The following is a 21,143-nucleotide window of genomic DNA, read 5'->3' as shown; positions in this document are numbered from 1 at the left end:
AAGGGGCCTCGCACGGCCCGGAGGGCTGCAGGTTATCCCGGACGCCGCGTCGGGACGTGCAGTCTGGGTAACAGTCCGAACACGACCGTGACGGCGAGGGTCGCGGCCAGCGGTGCGCACACCAGGACCGACCAGGAGCCCACGGACAGGTGGTCGGGCAGCGAGGTGCCCTGGGTGGCCGTGGCCGCCAGGACCTGCGGGTCCTGGGGGCCGAGCCACGTCCCCGTGGCCCACATGCCCAGGCCGAGGGCCGCCGACCCGACGACCACGGCGAGCAGCGTCAGCACCTCGTCGCGGCGGCTGAGCAGGGCGGCGACGGCGCCGAGCACCAGACCCGCCGGCACCGCGAGGACGGTGTAGAGCATCGTCCCCGAGAACTGGTGCCGCAGCCCGTCGAGGTCGTAGGTGAGGTCGGAGTCGACGACGTACCACTGGTGCTGGACGACCAGCCCCTGCGTCGGCGTCCAGATCGTCTCCCAGAGCCAGCCCAGCAGCGGGCCGGCCACCAGGCCGACGAGCACCGTCGCGAGCGCGAGCACCACGGAGCGACGGGCCGGGCGGTGGGCTCCGCCGGGCTTCTGGGCCGGTTCCGGGGTCGGCTCCGGGGCCAGGTTCAGCTGGTCAGGCACCCGGGCCCCAGGAGCTGCTTGAGGTCGGCGAACAGCGCCGGCGACGGCGTCACGCGGTGCAGGTCACCGACGCGCATGACGATCGTCTTGTCGCGCATGAGGACCCGCAGGTGCACCTCGGACATCCCGCGGTGCGTGGAGAGCACGTCCTTGAGGTCCGCCACGACGTGGGAGTTGACCCGGGTCTGCGGCAGCTGGATGACCACCGGCCCGGACGGCCCGTCGGTGATGTCCGGCGCGCTCACCTCCTGGCCGTGGATCTCCGGCTGGTCCTTGCTCTTCGACAGGCGCCCCTTCACGGTGAGCACCGCGTCCTCCATCAGCAGCGGCGCCGCCAGCTGGTAGGAGCTCGGGAACAGCAGGACGTCGATCGCACCGTCCAGGTCCTCCAGCGTCACCATCGCCCAGGCGTCGCCGCGCTTGGTGATCTTGCGCTGCACCTGGGTGACGAGGCCGCAGACCTGGATCGGCGAGCCGTCGGAGCGGGACTCGTCGAGCAGCAGCGACCCGATGGAGACGTCGGAGGCGTTGGCCAGCACGTGCTCGAGCCCGAGGAGCGGGTGGTCGGAGACGTAGAGGCCGAGCATGTCCCGCTCGTGGCCGAGGAGGGTCATCTTCTCCCACTCCTCGATCTCCGGGATGGCCACCGTCGTCCCGAAGTCGCCCGCGGCGTCGTCGTCCAGCCCGCCGAACAGGGAGTCCTGGCCGATCGCCTCGTTGCGCTTGATGTCGACGTACTGCTCGACGGCGTTCTCGTGGACCGCCACGAGCGCGCGGCGCTTGTGCTTCATGTCGTCGAAGGCGCCGGCCTTGATCAGCGAGTCGATGACCCGCTTGTTGCACACGTGGGCGGGGACCTTGGAGAGGAAGTCGTTGAAGTCGGTGTAGCGGCCCTTCTCCGCGCGCGCCGAGACGATGCCGTCCACGACGTTCGTGCCGACGTTGCGGATGGCGCCGAGGCCGAAGCGGATGTCGTTGCCCACCGGGGTGAAGTTGTTCGCGGACTCGTTGACGTCGGGCGGGAGCACCTGGATCTTCATCCGGCGGCACTCGTTGAGGTAGATCGCCGACTTGTCCTTGTCGTCGCCGACGCTGGTGAGCAGGGCCGCCATGTACTCCGGCGCGTAGTGCGCCTTGAGGTAGGCCGTCCAGTACGACACCAGCCCGTAGGCGGCGGTGTGGGCCTTGTTGAACGCGTAGTCGGAGAAGGGGACGAGGACGTCCCAGAGCGACTTGATCGCCGCGTCGGAGTAGCCGTTGGCCTTCATGCCGTCGGAGAACGGCACGAATTCCTTGTCCAGGATCTCCTTCTTCTTCTTGCCCATGGCGCGACGCAGCAGGTCCGCCTGACCCAGCGAGTAGCCCGCGAGCTTCTGGGCCACGGCCATGACCTGCTCCTGGTAGACGATCAGGCCGTAGGTGGTGTCGAGGATGTCCTGGAGCGGCTCCTCGAGCTCCGGGTGGATCGGGGTGATGTCCTGCTTGCCGTTCTTGCGCAGCGCGTAGTTCGTGTGCGAGTCGACGCCCATGGGGCCGGGGCGGTAGAGCGCCAGGACGGCCGAGATGTCCTCGAAGTTGTCGGGGCGCATGAGCCGCAGGAGGCCGCGCATCGGCCCGCCGTCCAGCTGGAAGACGCCCAGCGTGTCGCCGCGGCCCAGCAGGTCGTAGGCGTCGGGGTCGTCGAGCTCGAGGTCCTCCAGGACGAGGTCCTCGCCACGGTTCGCCTTGATGTTCTTGACGGCGTCGTCGAGGATCGTGAGGTTGCGCAGCCCCAGGAAGTCCATCTTGATGAGGCCGAGGTTCTCGCAGGTCGGGTAGTCGAACTGCGTGATCATCGCGCCGTCGGCGGGGCGCTTGAGCAGCGGGATGACGTCGGCCAGCGGCTCGCTGGACATGATGACGCCGGCCGCGTGCACGCCCCACTGGCGCTTGAGTCCCTCGATGCCGATGGCGGTGTCCACGACGCGCTTGACGTCGTGGTCCTGCTCGTAGATGCCGCGGAACTCCCCGCCCTCGGAGTAGCGCTTGTGCTCCGGGTTGAACAGGTCCTGCAGCGGGACGTCCTTGCCCATCACCGCCGGCGGCATCGCCTTGGTGATCCGGTCCCCCATCGCGAAGGGGTAGCCGAGGATGCGGCTGGAGTCCTTGACGGCCTGCTTCGCCTTGATCGTGCCGTAGGTGACGATGTAGGAGACGCGCTCGTCGCCGTACTTCTCGGTGACGTACTTGATCACCTCGGAGCGGCGACGGTCGTCGAAGTCGACGTCGAAGTCGGGCATCGAGACGCGGTCGGGGTTGAGGAACCGCTCGAAGATCAGGCCGTGGCGCAGCGGGTCCAGGTCCGTGATCCGGATGGCGTAGGCGACCATCGAGCCCGCACCCGAGCCACGGCCGGGGCCGACCCGGATGCCGTTGTCCTTCGCCCAGTTGATGAAGTCCGCGACGACGAGGAAGTAGCCGGGGAAGCCCATCTGGTTGATGACGCCGAGCTCGTACTCGGCCTGCTTGCGCACCTCGTCCGGGATGCCGGCCGGGTACCGCTCGTGGAGGCCCTTCTCGACCTCCTTGACCAGCCAGGACTCCTCGTTCTCCCCCGGCGGGCAGGGGAAGCGCGGCATGTACTTGCCGACGGCCTCGGTGAACTTCACGTCGCACCGCTCGGCGATCAGCAGCGTGTTGTCGCAGGCCTCGCGCAGGTCGTACTTGTCGACCCACAGGGCGCGCATCTCCTCGGCCGACTTGATGTAGTAGCCGTCGCCGGAGAACGCGAAGCGCTGGCCCGGGCCGTCACCGGCCGGGATGTCCATCGTCGAGCCCGAGTTGATGCAGAGCAGGTGCTCCTGCGACGCCGCGTCCTCGCGCATGACGTAGTGGGAGTCGTTGGTGGCCAGGAGCGGGATCTTGAGGTCCCGGCCCAGGCGGATGAGGTCGGCACGGACGCGGTTCTCGATGTCGAGGCCGTGGTCCATCAGCTCCAGGAAGTAGTTCTCCTTGCCGAGGATGTCCTGGAAGTCGCCGGCGGCCTGCCGGGCCGCCTCGTAGTTGCCGTAGCGCAGGTGCACCTGGACCTCGCCCGAGGGGCAGCCCGTGGTGCCGATGATCCCCTTGCCGTACTGCGAGAGGAGCTCGCGGTCCATGCGCGGGTGCTTGAAGTAGCCGTCCCGCCAGGCGCCCGTGGACAGGCGGAAGAGGTTGTGCATGCCCTCGGTCGACTCCGAGAGCAGCGTCATGTGCGTGTAGGCGCCGCGGGCCGAGACGTCGTCGGAGCCGCCGTCGTAGAAGTTGACGCCCTTCTTCTCGAACCGGGAGATGTTCGGGGCGAAGTACGCCTCGATGCCGATGATCGGCTTCACGCCGGCCGAGGTGGCCTTCTTGTAGAACTCGTAGGCACCGAAGACGTTGCCGTGGTCCGTCATCGCGATGGCGGGCATCTCGAGCTCGGCGGCGCGGTTGGCCAGCGCGCCCAGACGGGCGGCGCCGTCCAGCATCGAGTACTCGGTGTGGACGTGCAGGTGCACGAAGGAGTCGGAGGAGCCGTTCGCCATCGGAGCGGGGCGCGTCCCTTCTGCGGGTGGAGCGGGCAGGGGCTCGGCGGTGTCGTCGGCCGAGCTCCGGGAAGGACCTCAGCCTACGCGACCGCCGGCGGTCACGATGCCATCCGGCACCGACAGCGGGCGGTCCGCGGTGCGCCCCGGACCGGCCGGGTCAGACGTTCTCGCCACTCACCTGCACCGACGCCGAGAACGGTCGCCCGGAGGCCCGGGACAGGGCCCGGGCGCGTCGCGCCAGGTCGTCGGTGACGACCCGGACGTCGTCGGCCAGCTCGGCGTGGAGCCGGGCCCAGAAGCGGGCCGGGTCCTCGCCCGGCCAGGCCATGCGGACGTCCGGCTCACGCTCCTCGTTGTCCGCGCCGTCGGTGCGCTCGAGCTCGACGAACCCGCGGGCGGCGTAGAACGCGCGGGCCGGGTGGTTGGACTCGAAGACCCACAGGCAGAGCCCCTCCGGGCGGCGCGCGAGCGCCCGGGCCAGGAGCGCGGAGCCCACACCGGCGCCCTGCGCGCCGGGCAGGACGTAGAGGTCGTCGAGCCAGGACGCCGTCAGGCGGGCGTAGCCGAGCGTCCGGCCGGCCTCCTCGGCCAGCCAGACCTCGTCCTGCGCCAGCCGGCCCCCCAGCCAGGCGCGCACCTCGTGCTCGGGGTGCACGCCGTCGGGCATGGGGGCCGCCCGCCGCGCGGCCACGTGGACCGCGGCCAGGACGGCGGCGTCACCGGTGCGGCCGCGCCGCAGGGTGAGCGCCACGACCGGCCTCAGACGGCGTCGCGGACGATCTCCAGGGCCGCGGCGAGGTCGTCGGGGTACTCGGACTCGAACTCGACGTAGTCCCCCGACGAGGGGTGCGTGAAGCCCAGCTTCACCGCGTGCAGCCACTGGCGCTCGAGCCCGACCCGGCGCGCCAGCACGGGGTCGGCGCCATAGGTGAGGTCGCCGACGCACGGGTGCTTGAGCGCACTCATGTGGACGCGGATCTGGTGCGTGCGCCCCGTCTCGAGGTGGATCTGGAGCAGCGAGGCGAAGCGGTGCGCCTCGAGGGTCTCGTAGTGGGTGACCGAGGGCCGCCCGTCCGCGCGCACGGTGAACTTGTAGTCGAACTTCGGGTGCCGGCCCAGGGGGGCGTCGATCGTGCCCTCCAGCGGGTCCGGGTGGCCCTGCACGAGCGCGTGGTAGGTCTTGTCGACCGTGCGGTCCCGGAACGCCTGCTTGAGCACCGAGTAGGCGTGCTCGCCCTTGGCGATCACCATGACGCCGCTGGTGCCGACGTCGAGCCGCTGGACGATGCCCTGACGCTCGGCGGCCCCGGAGGTCGCGATGCGGAAGCCCGCCGCGACGAGGTGCCCGACCACGGTCGGCCCGCTCCAGCCCGGGGACGGGTGGACGGCGACGCCCACCGGCTTGTCGATCACGACGAGCGCGGGGTCGTCGTGGATGATCTTGATCCCCTCGACCATCTCCGGCACGACCTCGAGCGGGTCGACCACGGAGGGGATGGTGATGTCGAGCCGGGTGCCCGGCACCACGCGCTCGCTCTTCGCCACCCGCTGGCCGTCCAGCAGCACGAGGCCCTCGGCCACGAGCTCGGCGGCCCGGGTGCGCGAGAGGCCGAACATCCGGGAGATCGCGGCGTCGACGCGCTCGCCGGCCAGCCCCTCGGGGACCAGCAGGGTCCGCTCCTCGCCCGAGACGCTCACGCCTGCTCCTCCTGGCCCGGCACACCGGGCCGGTCCGGTTCCTGGGGCCCGTCGGGCCCTGTGTCGCCATCCTCCGTCACCGGGCCGGTCCCGGCACCATCCCCGGCACCATCCCCCGCACCATCCCCCGCACCATCCCCAGCGTCGTCCCCGCCGCCGTCGATCGTGGCGCCGCGGAACGTGAGCAGGACGATGAGCGCGGCCGCCGTGGTGATGCACACGTCCGCCACGTTGAAGACCGCGAAGTGCGGCAGGGCCACGAAGTCGACCACGTGGCCGTGCAGGGGGCCGGGCTCGCGGACGAGGCGGTCGGTGAGGTTACCGGAGACACCGGCGAGCAGCAGCCCCAGCGCCACCGCCCAGCCCGTGTGCCGGACGCGCGCGGCGAAGACCACGATCACCACCACCGCCGCCATGGCCAGGCAGCTGAGGACGACGGTGAACTGGGTGCCGGTGCTGAAGGCCGCCCCGGGGTTCATGACCAGGTCGAACCGCACGAGCGTGCCGACCACGTCGACCGGCCCGTCGGCGAGCGCGCGCAGCGCCCACGCCTTGGTCAGCTGGTCGGCGGCCAGGCCGAGGACGGCCACGACCGCCACCAGGAGGCGGAGCCTGAGGCGCGAGGGACGCGCAACGGCGGCCTGCCGGCCGGTCAGCGCCTTTCCTCGCGCTGCTTGCAGGTCATGCAGAGCGTCGCCCGCGGGAAGGCCATGAGGCGCAGCTTGCCGATCGGCTCGCCGCAGTTCTCGCAGCGTCCGTAGGTGCCCTTCGCGATCCGCTCGAGCGCACGGTCGATCTGCACGAGCTTGTCGCGCTCGTTGTTGAGCACGCTCATCTCGTGGTCGCGCTCGAACGTGGTGGCACCGAGGTCGGCCGGGTCCTGCCCCGCACCGTCGCCGGAGTCACGCATCAGGCCGGAGAGCTCGCCCTCGTGCTCGGCGATGATCACGGCGGAGTGCTCGCGCTGCTCGCTGAGCTCGCCGAGGACCTCCTGGAGCTCCTCGGCCGTCCAGGCCTCCTCGTTGTCCTTGACGACGAGGGCGTCGACGGGGGCGCCCTGGACGGACGGGGCCGGGTTCGGGGGGGTGCTGGACATGCGCGTGAGTGCCTTCTCGTGCCGGGGCGGGGAGACGCCGGTCTGGGAGCCGGTGCCGCCGGGGGTTCCGGCGTCCGGGCAGTGGGCCGGAGTGTAGTGAAGGTGCCTGGCGCCGTTCCACCCACCTCCCCCGGCGAGTCGCGGCGGGGACGGGGGCGGGCACGGCGGTGGCCCGGACGCGCGGACCGGCCCCGGGGCAGTCCCCGGGGCCGGTCCGTCGTCGTCAGCAGGTGCGGAGCGTCAGCCCTCGTCCTCGCCGAGGATCGACCGCAGCCGCTTGGGCTGGTGCGTCTCCTCCGCGTAAGGGGTGTCGCCGCCGACCTTGAGCGCCTCCAGCTGCTGGCTGAAGTAGCTCTTCAGGCGGGAGCGGTACTCGCGCTCGAAGGAGCGCAGGTTCTCGACCTCGCCGGAGAGGCGGTCCCGCTCGCGCTCGAGCTCGCCGAACATCTGCTGGCGGCGCTCGGCGGTCTCGGAGTCGAGCATGGAGGCGCGGGTGCGCGCGTCCTGCTCGAGGCGGTCGGCGGTGCTGCGGGCCTCGGACTCGAGGCGCTCGGCGCGGGTGCGGGCGGCACCGACGATCTCGTCCGCCTCGTTCTTCGCACCCTCCACCATCTGCTCCGCGTTGGTGGTGGCGATCTCCAGGAGGCGGGCGGCGGCGTTGGACGCCTGCGGCACGGTCTCGACCCGGATGGTCTCCATCGGGGCGGCGGGCGCGGCGGCGGCCACGGGGGCCGGGGCCACGTACGGCTCCGGGGCCGGCTCGGGCTCCGGGGTCGGCTCCGGCGCCATCACGGGCTCCGGCTCCGGCGCCGGCGGGGTGTAGGCCTGGGTGGCCGGGCCGGCCGCCTGGGCCTCGCTCAGCTGCGTGCGCAGGTCGTCGTTCTCCCGGGTGAGGCGGGCCAGCTCGGCCTCGACCTCGTCCAGGAACTGGTCGACCTCGCCCATGTCGTAGCCCTCGCGGAGCCGGACCGGAGTAAAGCGCTTGTTGCTCACGTCCTCGGGCGTCAGCGGCATGACCTCACCCATTCAATGCTCGTGGTGCTGCACCTACGACCCGGGGTCGAGGCACCTGTCGGGGAGACAATAGCGCCCTCGGTGGGACAGGTGGGACAGCCGGGGCACAGTCCCCCCACTTGTGGTGCGCCCACGGGGCGCCTCCGGACCGCTGCCGGCCGCTCTCCGGGCGTGTACCGCCCGTTCACGGAGTGGTCGCCGCGCGGTGGGGCTCACGTCGATCGCGGCCGGGACCCCGGCGTGTCGTCGCGCCCGAGGACGCAGCTCCTGCTCTCGGCGCCCCGACGGGTCAGGAGAGGAAGATGATCGCGTTCAGCGCCTGGAGCAGGTAGACGATCACCAGCACCAGGATGAAGGAGAGGTCCAGCGCGATCGAGCCGAGGCGCAGCGGCGGGATGAACCGGCGCAGGAAGAGGATCGGCGGGTCGGTGACGGAGTACACGACCTCGAGGACCACGAGGATGACGCCCTTGGGGCTCCAGGAGCGGGCGAACACCTGCACCCAGTCCACGATGAACCGGATCAGCATGAAGAAGAGGAACGCGCTGAGGACCCAGTCGATGATGTGGCCCACGGTGGACATGTGCGGTGACTCCTCCTGGGTCCGGACCACCGCCGGGTGGCGGGGGCGGCCGGACGTGCTCGCGGTGCAGGGGCGGCGGGCGCCGTGCGTGTCGCCAGCCTAGCGGGACGCCCCGCGGCCGCGTGCCGCGACGCGGCAGGACGCCCGACCTCTCATCGGCGGGCGTCCGGGCGGCCTGAGCGGCTCAGCTCTGGTTGAAGAAGCCGCCCTCGGCGATGCGCACCTTGTCCTCGGCCGTCACGGTCACGTTGGCGGGCGAGAGCAGGAAGACCTTGTTGGTGACGCGCTCGATGGTGCCGCGGGTGGCGAAGACCAGGCCGGCGGCGAAGTCGACGAGCCGCTTGGCGTCCGCGTCGTCCATCTCGGTGAGGTTCATGATCACGGGCGTGCCGTCGCGGAAGTTCTCGCCGACGGTGCGGGCCTCGTTGTAGGTGCTGGGGTGCAGCGTGATGATGCGGGACAGCTCGGCCACCACTCCGGTCGGGCCGGCGGCCGGACGGCGCCGCTCGGCGAGGTCGGCCACGGGCGCGGGACGCGGACCGCGGGCGGGCTGGGCGTACGCCTCGGGCTCACGCGTCTCCTGCGTGTCCTCGACGTCGTACTCGTCGTCGTACCGGCCGGTGTCCTCGACGAGCCCGAGGTACTCACCGATCCTGCGCATCGCGCCGCTCATGACTTCGTCCTCCGATGATGTGTGCGCGGCTCTCGCCGTGCACGGGTCCGATGTGAAAACTAGTGGGTGGCCGGCCGCGATCCGAGGATTGCCGAGCCGACACGCACGTGTGTCGCTCCCGCTGCGACGGCCTGCTCCAGGTCGCCGCTCATGCCCGCCGACAACGCCGTGGCGCCGGGGTGGTCGCGCACGAAGGGCTCCCGCAGCGCCGCCAGCCGGGCGAAGGCGGTCGCCGGGTCCTCCCCCAGCGGTGCCACGGCCATGAGGCCGCGCAGCGACAGGTGCTCCGCTGCCTCGACCGCCGCCGCCAGCGCGGGGAGGTCGTCGGGCTCGGCACCCGCCCTGCCCCCGTCGCTGCCGCCCGGACCGGCGCCCGGCCCGTCGAGCGACACCTGGAGCAGGACGTCGAGGGGCCGACCGCGCTCGGCTGCCGCCCGGTCCAGCCGGGCGACCAGCTTGGGCCGGTCGAGGGACTCGACCACGTCGGCGTAGGCCCCGACCTGGCCGGCCTTGTTGGACTGCAGCCCACCGATGTAGTGCCAGACCAGCCCCAGGTCCTCGCACTCGGCCTTCTTGTCCCGCGCCTCGGGGTGACGGTTCTCCCCCACGTCCGTGACGCCCAGCCCGGCGAGCAGGCGCACGTCGGAGGCCGGGAAGTACTTGGTGACCACGACCAGCCGGACGCTGCCGGGCTCGCGCCCCGCCGCGGCCTCCGCCGCGGCCAGGCGCTGCCGCACACGGTCCAGGTCGGCCGCCAGCTCGTCCGCGCGGGCGCTCATGCGGCCCCCCGTGCGCCGGGCCGCAGCCGCACGAGGCCCGCGTGCCGCCCGGAGGCCGCACCGTCGCGCCGGTGGCTGTAGAGGTCGGGGCAGGTCCGCGTGCACGTCGCCGCGTCCGTCACCACGCGCGCGCCCCCGCGCCGCAGCTGGGCGACGACCCCCGCCCCCAGGTCCAGGGACGGGGTGCCCCACGACGTGGTGGACCGGGTCGCGGGCTCGACGGAGGCCACCTCGTCCCGCAGGTCGGCCGGCACCTCGTAGCAGGCACCGCACACGTGCGGACCCACGAAGGCCGTCACGTCCTCGGCGCCGCGCTCGCGCATCGCCTCCAGGGTCGCGCCCACGACGTCCAGCTGGACGCCGCGGCGACCCGCGTGGGCCGCGCCCACCACGCCCGCACCCGGGTCGACGAGGACGACGGGCACGCAGTCGGCCGCGCGGACCATGAGCACCACCTCGTCGCTCGTCGTCACCACGCCGTCCGCCTCCGGCCGCGACCGGCCCGGGTCGGGCACGGCCACGTCGACCGCACGACCGTGGACCTGCACCAGGTCGGCCAGCTGCGCCCCGGGGGCGAAGTCGGCGAGCAGCAGACGGTGGTTCTCGGCCACGGCCCCCTCGTCGTCGGCGGAGGCCAGGGCGAGGTTCAGCGCGTCGAACGGCGGCGCGCTGACGCCGCCCCACCGGTCGGTGAAGGCGACGTCGGCACGGGCGCCGTCGGCGGCCACGTGGGTGCGGAGGTGGTACACGTGCTCACTTCAGGAAGTCGGGGACGTCCAGGTCGTCGTCGTCGAACTCGACCGGCTGCGGCGCGGGCCGCGGGGCCGGTCGGGCGGACTCCGGCTGGGCGACGGGGGCGGGCTGCGCCACGGGCGCGGGCTGGGCCTGCTGCACCGGCGCGGGGCGCTCGACCTCGCGGCGGGTGGCCTGGGCGGCGGCGACCGCGGCGCGGGTCTCCTCCTGGGTCTGGGCCGGCCGGTCCTTGCGGAGCACGGTGCCCTCGTCGCGGCGCTTGGGCATGCCGCCGTCGAAGCCGGCGGCGATGACGGTCACGCGGACCTCGTCGCCGAGCGCGTCGTCGATGGTCGCGCCGAAGATGATGTTGGCGTCGGGGTGGACGGCGTCGGCCACGAGCGCGGCGGCCTCGTTGATCTCGAACAGGCCGAGGTCGGAGCCGCCCGCGATGGACAGCAGCACGCCGTGGGCGCCCTCGATGGAGGCCTCGAGCAGCGGCGAGGACACGGCCATCTCGGAGGCGGCGACCGCGCGGTCGTCACCGCGGGCCGAGCCGATGCCCATGAGGGCCGAGCCGGCGTTGGCCATGACCGACTTCACGTCCGCGAAGTCGAGGTTGATCAGGCCCGGGGTGGTGATCAGGTCGGTGATGCCCGAGACACCCTGGAGCAGCACCTGGTCGGCCTGCTTGAACGCGTCGAGCACCGAGACGTTGCGGTCGCTGATGGACAGCAGCCGGTCGTTCGGGATGACGATGAGGGTGTCGACCTCCTCGCGCAGGCGGGCGATGCCCTCCTCCGCCGAGCCGGCGCGGCGGCGTCCCTCGAAGGCGAAGGGGCGCGTGACGACACCGATGGTGAGCGCACCCAGCGAGCGGGCGATCCGGGCCACGACGGGGGCGCCGCCCGTGCCGGTGCCGCCGCCCTCGCCCGCGGTCACGAAGACCATGTCGGCGCCCTTGAGCACCTCCTCGATCTCGTCCGCGTGGTCGTCGGCCGCCTTGGCGCCGACCTCGGGGTTGGCGCCGGCGCCGAGGCCGCGGGTGAGCTCGCGACCGATGTCGAGCTTCACGTCCGCGTCGCTCATGAGGAGCGCCTGGGCGTCGGTGTTGATCGCGATGAACTCGACGCCCTTGAGGCCGACCTCGATCATCCGGTTCACGGCGTTCACGCCACCGCCACCGATGCCCACGACCTTGATGATCGCCAGGTAGTTCTGTGCTGCTGCCACGGTGGCTGCCTCTCGCTGCTCTGGTCCGGTGCCGGACACGGGGTGCTGTGCGTTGGGTGGGGGGATGAACGTCCGCCGTCGAGGTCTCAACCCTGACCCTCAGCCTGAGGGTTATAGTTATGTCAACCTCGTCGTGGGCACGACAGTAGGCACGCACGGTCCCCGGATCGTGGAGGCACGCCGGGCGAGTCGCGGTGTGTCGCGCGCCGCTCCCCGGCGGGAGCGAGCGGCGGGTCAGCCGCTGGTGGTCGGCGTGCTGGGCACGGACACGTCGTACGTCGACGCGTCGATCCCCAGCAGGACCTCGAGCACCTCGGCCTTGGTGGCGGAGTCGGCGGACGAGCCCCACACCACGGTCCGGTCCCCCGTCAGGCGCAGGACGACCTCGTCGGCGGAGCGGACGACCACGTAGCGCACCTTCTTCGCCAGATCGGCCGGGAGCGCCTCCACGACGCCGGCGGCCTCGCGCAGCGCCGCGGTGGTGACCGTCCCCGACGTGCGCACCTGCGGCAGCGGGTCGGTGACGCTGCTCGGCGCCGCGAAGACCACCCCGTCCCCGTCCAGCGCCTTCACGCTGGAACCCAGCGTGACGGCCGCGACCGGCACCCGCTCGGTGACCGTGACGGTCACCGCGTGGGGCCAGCTGCGCACCACGTCGGCCGAGGCGACGGCCGCGATCGACTCCACGCGACGCTGCACCGCCGCGGTGTCCACGCTGGCCAGCGGCGTCCCGTCGGCCACGTCGGCGGCCGCCAGCACCTGGGAGGTGCTCACCAGGTCGGTGCCCTCGACCTCGACGTCGTCGACCGCCAGCCAGGAGGAGAACCAGACGGCGTAGACGCCCAGCACCACGAGCGCCAGCACCACGACGGCCAGCGCGGCGAGGCGCCAGGCGGGCAGCCTCGCGGCGAGGCGGCGGCGCCGGAAGAGCCGCTCCTCGCGGTCGTGCGCCTGGGGCACCTCAGCCCTCCAGCAGGGCGAGGACCTGCGGGCCCACCCCGGTGATCGTCCCGGCTCCCAGGGTGAGGACGACGTCGCCCGGCTCGGCGCGCGAGACCAGCTCCGCCGCCACGTCGGCCAGCGCGGGGACGTAGGCCACGCGCTCGGCCGCCAGCGGCACGGCGTCCGCGACGAGCGCGCCGGTCACGGCCGGGTCCGGCGTCTCGCGCGCGACGTAGACGTCGGTGACGACCACCTCGTCGGCGGCGCCCAGCGCGCGGCCCATGGCCTCGCCGAAGATCCGCGTGCGGCTCACCAGGTGCGGCTGGTAGGCGACGACGACGCGCCCCTCCCCCGCCAGGGAGCGCGCCGCCTCGAGGTCGCCCGCGATCTCGGTCGGCTGGTGGGCGTAGGAGTCGTAGACGGCCACGCCGGCGGCCTCGCCCTTGCGCTCCATCCGACGGCCGGTGCCCGTGAAGGACTCCAGGCCCGCGGCGAGCGCGGCGAAGGGCAGGCCGAGCCGCAGCCCGACGGCGAGGGCGCCGAGGGCGTCCAGCACGTAGTGGCGCCCGGGGATGCGCAGCGTGACGCGACCGAGCACCTCGCCGTCCAGCACCGCGGTGAAGGAGGACGTCGAGCCGACGAGCTCCACGTCGTCGGCGCGCAGGTCCGCCGACGGGGACGTGCCGAAGCCGAGCACGGCGAGGCCGCGCTCGCGGGCGACGGCGACCAGCGCGGCCGCGCCCGGGTCGTCGAGGCAGGTGGCGAGGAACCCGGCCGGGTCCACGCGTCCCACGAACCGGTCGAAGGCCGCCCGGTAGTTCTCCTCGGTGCCCCAGGTGTCGAGGTGGTCGGCCTCGACGTTGGTCACGACCGCGGCGAACGGCGAGTACACGAGGAAGGCGCCGTCGGACTCGTCCGCCTCGGCCACGAACAGGTCGGAGGCGCCGGCGTCGGCGTTGCGGCCGGTGGCGGTGAGCACGCCGCCCACCGCGTAGGTCGGGTCGGCGTCCGCGGCCAGCAGGGCCGAGGTGAGCAGCGAGGTGGTCGTGGTCTTGCCGTGGGTGCCGGCGACGGCGAGGACGCGGCGACCGGCCATCACGGCGGCCAGCCCGGCCGAGCGCGGGAGCAGCCGGAGGCCGCGCGCGCGGGCCTCGAGGACCTCGGGGTTGTCCTCGCGGGCCGCGGTGGTGACGACCACGGAGTCGCCGAGGCCGAGGTCGCCCAGGTGGGCCGCGTCGTAGCCGAGGTGGCAGGTGACGCCGAGCTCGCGCAGCGCCGGCAGGAACGGGGTGTCGACGTCGTCCGACCCCGTCACCTCCACGCCCTGCTGGGCCATGATCCGGGCGATCGCCGAGAGCCCGGCCCCGCCGAGGCCGACGAAGTGGACGCGGCCGAGCTCGGCGGCGGGCAGGATCTGCTCGGGGACGGGGAGCCTCACGCGGCCCCTCCTTCGGTGGGGGCGGGCACGGGGGCGCCGCCGGCGGCCAGGACGAGCCGGGCGAGCCGCTCGTCGGCGTCGCGCGGGATGAGCCCGGAGGCGGCGCGGCTCATGGCCGCCAGCCGCTCGGGGTCGGTGACGAGGCCGACGACGTGCTCCGCGACCCACGCGGCCGTCAGCGTCGCGTCGTCGACGAGGAGCGCTCCCCCGGCCTCGACGACGGCGGAGGCGTTGCGCGCCTGCTCGCCGTTGCCGATCGGCAGCGGGACGTACACGGCCGGCAGGCCCGTGGCGGAGGCCTCCACCACCGTGTTGGCACCCGAGCGGCAGACCGTGAGGTCCGCGGCGGCCAGGGCGAGGTCCATCCGGTCGCAGTAGTCGAGGACGACGTAGGGCGTCGCGGTCGGCGCCGGCTCGGCCCCGCCGTGCTTGCCCTGCACGTGGAGCACCTGGACGCCGGCGTCCGACAGCGCCTGTGCGGCACCGGAGACGGCGCGGTTGATGCTGGCGGCGCCCTGCGACCCGCCGGTGACCACGAGGGTCGGACGCTCGGGGTCGAGCCCGAAGAAGGCGCGGGCCTCGGCGCGCAGGGCGGCCCGGTCGAGGGTCGAGATCATCCGCCGGATGGGCAGGCCGGTGTAGGTGGCCCCGGCCAGCGGGGTGTCCGGGAAGCTCGTGGCCACCGTGCCGGCGAACCGCGCGCCGATCCGGTTCGCGACGCCGGGCAGCGTGTTGCCCTCGTGCACGACCAGCGGGAGGCGGCGCCGACGCGCCACCAGGTAGGCGGGCACGCAGACGTAGCCGCCGTAGCCGACCACCACGTCCGGGCGCACCCGGTCGAAGACCTCGGCCGTCGCCCGCACGGCCCCCAGCAGCCGGGCCGGGACCTTGACCAGGTCCGCGTTCACGCGGCGCGGCAGCGGCACGGGCGGCACGAGCTCGAGCGGGTAGCCGGCGGCCGGCACCACGGTCGTCTCGAGCCCCCGCGGGGTGCCCAGGCAGGTGATCTCGACGTCGTCGGAGAGCCGGCGCAGGGCGTCCGCGGTCGCGAGCAGGGGCGAGGTGTGGCCGGCGGTTCCTCCGCCGGCGAGCAGGATGCGCATCGGGGCCAATCTAGGAGGGCGATCAGTGCTGGGGGTCGGGGGTCCCGCCCCGACGGGCGGCGCGCCGGGCTCGCAGGGCCGCCGCGGCGTCCGGGTCCCGCCGGGCGAACCCGATGACCAGCCCGAGCCCGACGAGCGTGGGCACGAGGGACGAGCCGCCGTAGGAGACGAGCGGCAGCGGGATGCCGATGACCGGCAGCAGCGCCAGCACCATGCCGATGTTGATCATCGCCTGGCCGATGAGCCACACCACGATGCCGAAGGTCGCGTAGCGGACGAACGGGTCGACGGCGGTGGTGGCCACCCGCAGGGCGGCCCACGCGATGATGACGAAGAGCGAGATCACCAGCAGCGTGCCGATGAGGCCGAGCTCCTCGCCCAGCACGGCGAAGATGAAGTCGGTGTGCGCCTCGGGCAGGTCGCCCCACTTCTGGATGGAGTGGCCGATGCCCTCCCCCAGCACGCCGCCGGAGGCCAGGGCGTAGAGCCCGTGGGCCGGCTGCCACCCCGAGCCGAGGTACTCCGAGAACGGGTCCACGAAGCTCATCAGCCGGGTCATCCGCTCGGGGTCGATCCGCACGAGGAGCAGGGCCAGCACGGCCACGCCCGAGATGGAGCCCAGGAACAGCCGCCCCGGGGCCCCCACCACCCAGAGCAGCCCGAGGGTGATGGCGAAGAAGACGAGCGCGGTGCCCAGGTCACGCCCGGCGAGGACGAGGACGATCGCGACCGCCGCGCCGAGCCCCACGGGCATGAACACGTGGTGCATCGTCCCCAGGTGCCGCTCCTTGCGGGAGTAGACCGTGGCTGCCCAGAGGATGAGCGCGAGCTTGGCCAGCTCCGCCGGCTGGATGATGAACGGGCCCAGCGGGAGCCAGTTGCGGTTGCCGTTGACCGTGACGCCGAAGAAGACGGTGAGCAGCAGGAGCAGGCAGGAGCCCCCGTAGGCCCACACGCTCGCCTTCTTGAGGAACCCGATGCTCAGCCGGCTCGCCACGAAGGCGGCGGGCAGGCCGATGGCCAGCCACATGATCTGCTTCTTGACGATCGCGTAGGAGTCCCCGCCGTAGTACTTGTAGGCGTAGACGCTCGAGGCGCTGGCGACCATGATCACGCCGATCGTCAGCAGCAGCGCGGACGCGCCCACCAGCAGGTAGTACGGGGTGAGCGGACGCTCCAGGAGGTCGCGGCCGCCCTCGCGCAGGGCGGAGAGCCGCGCCCGGACGTCCCACAGCACCCCGCCGAGCCACCCCACGACCCCGCGCCGCGGCGGCCGCAGGTACCGGGTGTCCTCGGTCGTGCTGCTCACCGGCGACTCCTGGGACGTTCGTGGGGGTGGGTGCTCTGGTTGTTCGTGAGGCTGTTCCGGGGCCGTCAGGCCAGGTGGGCCCGGACGGCCGCGGCGAACGCGTCGCCGCGTGCGCCGTAGTCGGTGAACATGTCCATCGACGCGCACCCCGGGGCCAGCAGCACGGTGTCGCCCGGCTGGGCGAGACCTGCGGCGGCCTCGACGACGCGCCCCATGGGGCCGTGCTCGTCCGTCGCACCAGTGTCGGCCCCGTCCACCACGATCACGGGGACATCCGGGGCGTGTCGGGCCAGCGCGGCGGCGATCAGGTCACGGTCCCGCCCGAGCAGGACGACGCCGCGCAGGCGGCCCTTCACGTGGGCCACGAGGTCCTCGAACGTCGCGCCCTTGGCCAGCCCGCCGGCCACCCAGACGACCGACTCGAAGGCCTCCAGCGAGGCCCGGGCCGCGTGCGGGTTGGTGGCCTTGGAGTCGTCCACCCAGGTCACGCCGCCGGACTCGGCGACGGTCTCGATCCGGTGGCCGCCGGCGTGGAAGCGGGTGAGCCCCTCGCGGACGGCCGCCCGCGAGACGCCGTGCGCCCGGGCCAGCGCGGCCGCCGCGAGGGCGTTCGCCACGTGGTGCGGGGCCTGGCTGGAGAGCTCGGAGACCGAGCACAGCTCGGCGGCACTGGTGTCGCGCTCCTCGATGAAGGCGCGGTCGACGAGCAGGTCCTCGACCAGGCCGAGCATGCCCACGCCGGGCATGCCGAGGGTGAAGCCGACCGCTCGGGCGCCTTCCACCACGTCCGCGTCGCGCACGAGCTGCTCGGTGACCGGGTCGGCCACGTTGTAGACGCAGGCCCGCTGGGCGCGCTCGAAGATCCGGCCCTTGTCGGCGGCGTAGGCACGCATCGGGTCGGCGGGGTCGATGGTCGCGTACCAGTCCAGGTGGTCCTCGGCGACGTTGAGGACGGCGGAGGCCTGCGCGCTCATGGAGGACGTGTAGTGCAGCTGGAAGCTCGAGAGCTCGACCGCCAGGACGTCCCACGGCTCGGGGTCCATCACGGCCTCGACGATCGGGAGGCCGACGTTGCCGGCGGCCACGGTGCGCAGGCCGCCCGCGCGCAGGATCGTCTCGAGCATCTGCACGGTCGTGGTCTTGCCGTTGGTGCCGGTGACGGCCAGCCAGGGGGTGTCGTGCTCGGGGTGGCGCAGGCGCCACGCGAGCTCGACCTCGCCCCACACGGGGATGCCGCGCTCGCGCGCCGCCGCCAGGAGCGGGGCGTCCGGCCGCCAGCCCGGGGAGGTGACGAGGACGTCGCACCCGTCGGGCAGGACGGCGGTCGCCCCCGGTTCGAGCCGCACCGTGGCCCCGAGGACCTCCAGGAGCTCGGCCTTCTCCTCCTTGCCGGCGGCGTTCTCGTCCAGCGCGGTCACCGAGGCGCCGAGATGGGTGAGGTTGTCGGCCGCGGCGAACCCGGAGACCCCGAAGCCCGCGACCACGGCACGGACGCCCTCCCAGGAGTCCAGGCGCCCGAGGGCGTCGACGTCGCGGCTCACGTGCCCGCCACCCACTGGGCGTAGAAGATGCCCGTGCCCGCGGCGACGCAGATGCCGGTGATGATCCAGAACCGGATCACGACGGTGATCTCGTCCCACACCATCTCGAAGTGGTGGTGGATCGGCGCGATGCGGAACAGCCGCTTGCCCGTGCCGGTCGCCTTCCGGGTGATCTTGAACCAGCTCACCTGCAGCATCACCGAGACGGTCTCCAGCACGAAGACGCCACCGAGGATGACGAGCAGCAGCTCGGTGCGGGTGAGCACCGCCAGGCCGGCGAGGGCGGCGCCGAGCGCCAGCGACCCCGTGTCGCCCATGAAGATCTGCGCCGGCGCCGCGTTCCACCACAGGAAGCCGAAGCAGGCACCGGTGATCGCGGCCGACAGGACGGCCAGGTCGAGCGGGTCGCGCACCTCGTAGCACTGGCCGTAGTCGATGGAGGACTGGCCGCACCACTGGTTGTTCTGCCAGATGTTCACCAGCGTGTAGGCGCCGAAGACCATCACGCTGGCACCGGTGGCCAGGCCGTCGGCGCCGTCGGTGAGGTTGACGGCGTTCGAGCCGCCGATGACGACGACGAGGATGAACACGGCCGCGACGACCGCGGGCAGCGTCAGCCAGGAGAGGTCGCGGATGAAGGAGATCGCGGCGGAGGCCGGGCGCTGGCCCCGCTCGTCCTCGAGCCAGGGGCTCAGGGCGAGCCCGGCGAAGACGAGGCCGACGATCGTCTGACCGACGATCTTGGCCTTGCTGCGCAGCCCGAGGTTGCGCTGCTTGTAGATCTTGATGAAGTCGTCGAGGAAGCCCACCAGGCCCGTGCCCACGAAGAGGAACAGGAGCAGCAGCGCCGAGGCGCTCGGCATCGAGCCGGTGACGAGCTTGGCCACGAAGTACCCGACCACCGCGGCCAGGATGATCGCGACGCCACCCATCGTGGGGGTGCCGCGCTTGGTGTGGTGGCTCGTCGGCCCGTCCTCGCGGATCTCCTGCCCGTAGCCCAGCCGGGTGAAGTAGCGGATCGCGTACCGCGTGCCCACCAGGGACAGCAGCAGCGAGAGCCCTCCGGCCAGCAGGATGGCGCGCATCTAGGCCCCTCTCTCGTTCACGGCTCGGTCGTCCTCCCCCGGGCCCACCCCCGGGAGGGGGCCCTGCGCATTCTGGCCCACGCGGCACCCTGGACCCAGTCGCCCCGGCCGCGTGAAGCCGCTCACGTCGGCTCCCCGGCCATGGCGGCGAGGAGCTCGGCGGCCACCTCGCGGTCGTCGAAGGGGTGCAGGACGCCGGCGACCAGCTGCCCGGTCTCGTGACCCTTGCCGGCCACCAGCACGATGTCGCCCGGCGCGGCGGCGCGCAGCGCGGTGGCGATGGCCTCACGGCGGTCGCACACCTCGAGCACCTCCGCGCGCTCCGGCTCCGGGACCGAGCGGGCCCCGGCCAGCACCGCGGCACGGATGACGGCGGGCTCCTCCGAGCGCGGGTTGTCGTCGGTGACGACGAGGACGTCCGCCAGGCGCGCGGCGATCTCGCCCATGACTGGGCGCTTGCCCGTGTCCCGGTCCCCGCCCGCACCGAGGACGACGAGCACACGGCCCGTCGCCAGGGGGCGCAGGGCGTCGATGGCGGCCTGCACGGCGTCCGGCTTGTGCGCGTAGTCGACGACGACCTCGAAGCCGGGGGCGCCCGGGACGCTCTCCAGCCGCCCCGGGACGCCGGGGAGGCCGGAGATCCCGGCGGCGACGCGCGCGAGCGCGGTGGCGCCGGACCCGTCACCTTCCGGGACCCCGAGCAGCGGGTCGAGGTCGGCGACGGCGGTCGCGGTGAGCGCGGCCAGGACGTTGGAGACGTTGTAGCCCCCGGCCAGCGGCACCCCGGCGGGCTCGGAGACTCCCCCGGGCCCGTGGACCACGAGGTCGGAGCGGCTGGGTGCGGTGCGCACGTCCGAGACCCACCAGTCGGCCGGGGGCTCCCCCGAGGCCGCCGGGGCTGCCGTCGAGAACGTGGTGACCGGCAGGGCGGTCTGGGCCACGAGGCGGCGTCCGTGCTCGTCGTCCGCGTTGACGACGGCGAGCCGGGCGCGCTCGGGGGTGAAGAGCGAGGCCTTCGCCTGGAAGTAGTCCTCCACGGTGGGGTGGAAGTCGAGGTGGTCGCGGCCGAGGTTGAGGAAGACGGCGACGTCGAAGACGACCCCGTCGACGCGACCCAGGACGAGGGCGTGGCTGGAGACCTCCATCGCGCACACCTCGACGCCCTGCTCCACCATGACGGCGAAGAGCCCGTGCAGGTCCGGGGCCTCGGGGGTGGTGAGCGACGTCTGGACGTCCCGGCCCGCGATGCGCGTGCCCACGGTGCCGACGACCGCCGAGACGAGCCCGGCGGCGCTGAGGCCGCCCTCCAGCAGGCGCGTGGTGGTGGTCTTGCCCTGCGTGCCGGTGACGCCGATCATCCGCAGCCGCCGTGCCGGCTCGCCGTAGACGTGCGCGCTCGCGCGGCCGAGGACCCGGCGTGGGTCGGGCACCACGAGCGTGGGGACGCCCGCGGGCAGCCGCGCCGCGCCGTCCGCGTCGGTGAGCACCGCGACGGCGCCAGCCTCGAGCGCCTGCGCGGCGTAGTCCGCCCCGTGGGCCCGCGTGCCGGGCAGGGCCGCGTAGAGGTCGCCCGGGCGGACGCGCGTCGTGGCCAGGGTGATGCCCGTGAGGACGGGGTCCGGACCGGGGCGCACCTCCTCGACGGGTGAGCCGGCGGCGCGCAGGTGCGCGGCCAGGGCCGCCAGCGGCGTGCGCGGCGGGTCGACCGGGCGCGGGTCGAGCGGAGCGGGGCCTTCGGGG

General features: G+C 73.3%; 19 protein-coding genes. All 19 read right to left on the bottom strand.

What is annotated here, in order from left to right; all coding sequences use genetic code 11:
- Positions 1-32 precede the first annotated feature (32 nt).
- Positions 33-629 carry a hypothetical protein gene (locus E8D37_RS14305; protein ID WP_136570425.1) on the bottom strand — a complete coding sequence of 199 codons (597 nt, stop codon included), beginning with the start codon at positions 627-629 and terminating at the stop codon, positions 33-35.
- Positions 614-4,174, bottom strand: coding sequence for a DNA polymerase III subunit alpha (gene dnaE, locus E8D37_RS14300; protein ID WP_136570424.1), 3,561 nt, complete (start codon positions 4,172-4,174; stop codon positions 614-616). The genes E8D37_RS14305 and dnaE overlap by 16 nt, the downstream gene beginning before the upstream one ends.
- Positions 4,175-4,334: 160 nt before the next feature.
- Positions 4,335-4,928 (bottom strand): GNAT family N-acetyltransferase, encoded by a 594-nt coding sequence (locus E8D37_RS14295; protein WP_136570423.1) that lies wholly within the window; start codon positions 4,926-4,928, stop codon positions 4,335-4,337.
- 8 nt (positions 4,929-4,936) lie between these two features.
- Positions 4,937-5,875: an RluA family pseudouridine synthase gene (locus E8D37_RS14290; RefSeq protein ID WP_136570422.1), complete on the bottom strand. Its 939-nt coding sequence runs from the start codon at positions 5,873-5,875 to the stop codon at positions 4,937-4,939.
- On the bottom strand, positions 5,872-6,474 hold the full coding sequence (gene lspA / locus E8D37_RS14285) for a signal peptidase II (RefSeq protein WP_240770443.1): 603 nt from the start codon (positions 6,472-6,474) through the stop codon (positions 5,872-5,874). The genes E8D37_RS14290 and lspA overlap by 4 nt, the downstream gene beginning before the upstream one ends.
- Before the next feature lie 53 nt (positions 6,475-6,527).
- Positions 6,528-6,971, bottom strand: a complete 444-nt coding sequence (locus E8D37_RS14280) for a TraR/DksA C4-type zinc finger protein (RefSeq protein WP_136570420.1) — start codon at positions 6,969-6,971, stop codon at positions 6,528-6,530.
- A 240-nt stretch (positions 6,972-7,211) separates the two neighbouring features.
- Positions 7,212-7,997 (bottom strand): DivIVA domain-containing protein, encoded by a 786-nt coding sequence (locus tag E8D37_RS14275; protein ID WP_136570419.1) that lies wholly within the window; start codon positions 7,995-7,997, stop codon positions 7,212-7,214.
- Positions 7,998-8,274: 277 nt separating this feature from the next.
- Positions 8,275-8,568, bottom strand: coding sequence for a YggT family protein (locus E8D37_RS14270; RefSeq protein ID WP_136570418.1), 294 nt, complete (start codon positions 8,566-8,568; stop codon positions 8,275-8,277).
- Between the two features lie 184 nt (positions 8,569-8,752).
- Positions 8,753-9,241: a cell division protein SepF gene (locus E8D37_RS14265; protein WP_136570417.1), complete on the bottom strand. Its 489-nt coding sequence runs from the start codon at positions 9,239-9,241 to the stop codon at positions 8,753-8,755.
- Positions 9,242-9,300: 59 nt separating this feature from the next.
- On the bottom strand, positions 9,301-10,020 hold the full coding sequence (locus tag E8D37_RS14260; RefSeq protein ID WP_136570416.1) for a YggS family pyridoxal phosphate-dependent enzyme: 720 nt from the start codon (positions 10,018-10,020) through the stop codon (positions 9,301-9,303).
- Complete coding sequence (gene pgeF, locus E8D37_RS14255; protein WP_240770442.1) at positions 10,017-10,769, bottom strand: peptidoglycan editing factor PgeF; 753 nt, start codon at positions 10,767-10,769, stop codon at positions 10,017-10,019. Before pgeF ends, E8D37_RS14260 begins: the two co-directional genes overlap by 4 nt.
- A 4-nt stretch (positions 10,770-10,773) precedes the next feature.
- Entirely contained in the window at positions 10,774-11,985 is a 1,212-nt protein-coding gene (gene ftsZ / locus E8D37_RS14250; RefSeq protein ID WP_136570415.1) for a cell division protein FtsZ, read from the bottom strand.
- Between the two features lie 234 nt (positions 11,986-12,219).
- Positions 12,220-12,945, bottom strand: a complete 726-nt coding sequence (locus E8D37_RS14245) for an FtsQ-type POTRA domain-containing protein (RefSeq protein WP_136570414.1) — start codon at positions 12,943-12,945, stop codon at positions 12,220-12,222.
- 1 nt (position 12,946) lies between these two features.
- Positions 12,947-14,365 carry a UDP-N-acetylmuramate--L-alanine ligase gene (gene murC / locus E8D37_RS14240; RefSeq protein ID WP_136570413.1) on the bottom strand — a complete coding sequence of 473 codons (1,419 nt, stop codon included), beginning with the start codon at positions 14,363-14,365 and terminating at the stop codon, positions 12,947-12,949.
- On the bottom strand, positions 14,362-15,468 hold the full coding sequence (gene murG / locus E8D37_RS14235) for an undecaprenyldiphospho-muramoylpentapeptide beta-N-acetylglucosaminyltransferase (protein ID WP_136570412.1): 1,107 nt from the start codon (positions 15,466-15,468) through the stop codon (positions 14,362-14,364). The genes murC and murG overlap by 4 nt, the downstream gene beginning before the upstream one ends.
- A 22-nt stretch (positions 15,469-15,490) precedes the next feature.
- Positions 15,491-16,777 (bottom strand): putative lipid II flippase FtsW, encoded by a 1,287-nt coding sequence (gene ftsW / locus E8D37_RS14230; RefSeq protein ID WP_240770441.1) that lies wholly within the window; start codon positions 16,775-16,777, stop codon positions 15,491-15,493.
- Positions 16,778-16,842: 65 nt separating this feature from the next.
- Positions 16,843-18,318 carry a UDP-N-acetylmuramoyl-L-alanine--D-glutamate ligase gene (murD, locus tag E8D37_RS14225; RefSeq protein ID WP_240770440.1) on the bottom strand — a complete coding sequence of 492 codons (1,476 nt, stop codon included), beginning with the start codon at positions 18,316-18,318 and terminating at the stop codon, positions 16,843-16,845.
- Positions 18,315-19,403: a phospho-N-acetylmuramoyl-pentapeptide-transferase gene (mraY, locus tag E8D37_RS14220; RefSeq protein ID WP_136570410.1), complete on the bottom strand. Its 1,089-nt coding sequence runs from the start codon at positions 19,401-19,403 to the stop codon at positions 18,315-18,317. Before mraY ends, murD begins: the two co-directional genes overlap by 4 nt.
- 122 nt (positions 19,404-19,525) lie before the next feature.
- Complete coding sequence (locus tag E8D37_RS14215; protein ID WP_240770469.1) at positions 19,526-21,067, bottom strand: UDP-N-acetylmuramoyl-L-alanyl-D-glutamate--2,6-diaminopimelate ligase; 1,542 nt, start codon at positions 21,065-21,067, stop codon at positions 19,526-19,528.
- Between the last annotated feature and the right edge of the window lie 76 nt (positions 21,068-21,143).

Source organism: Nocardioides sp. GY 10127 (genome assembly GCF_004919085.1).
Lineage (GTDB): Bacteria > Actinomycetota > Actinomycetes > Propionibacteriales > Nocardioidaceae > Nocardioides.
Note: the sequence above shows the minus strand (reverse complement) of the source record. Positions and strands in the feature narration are given on the sequence as shown.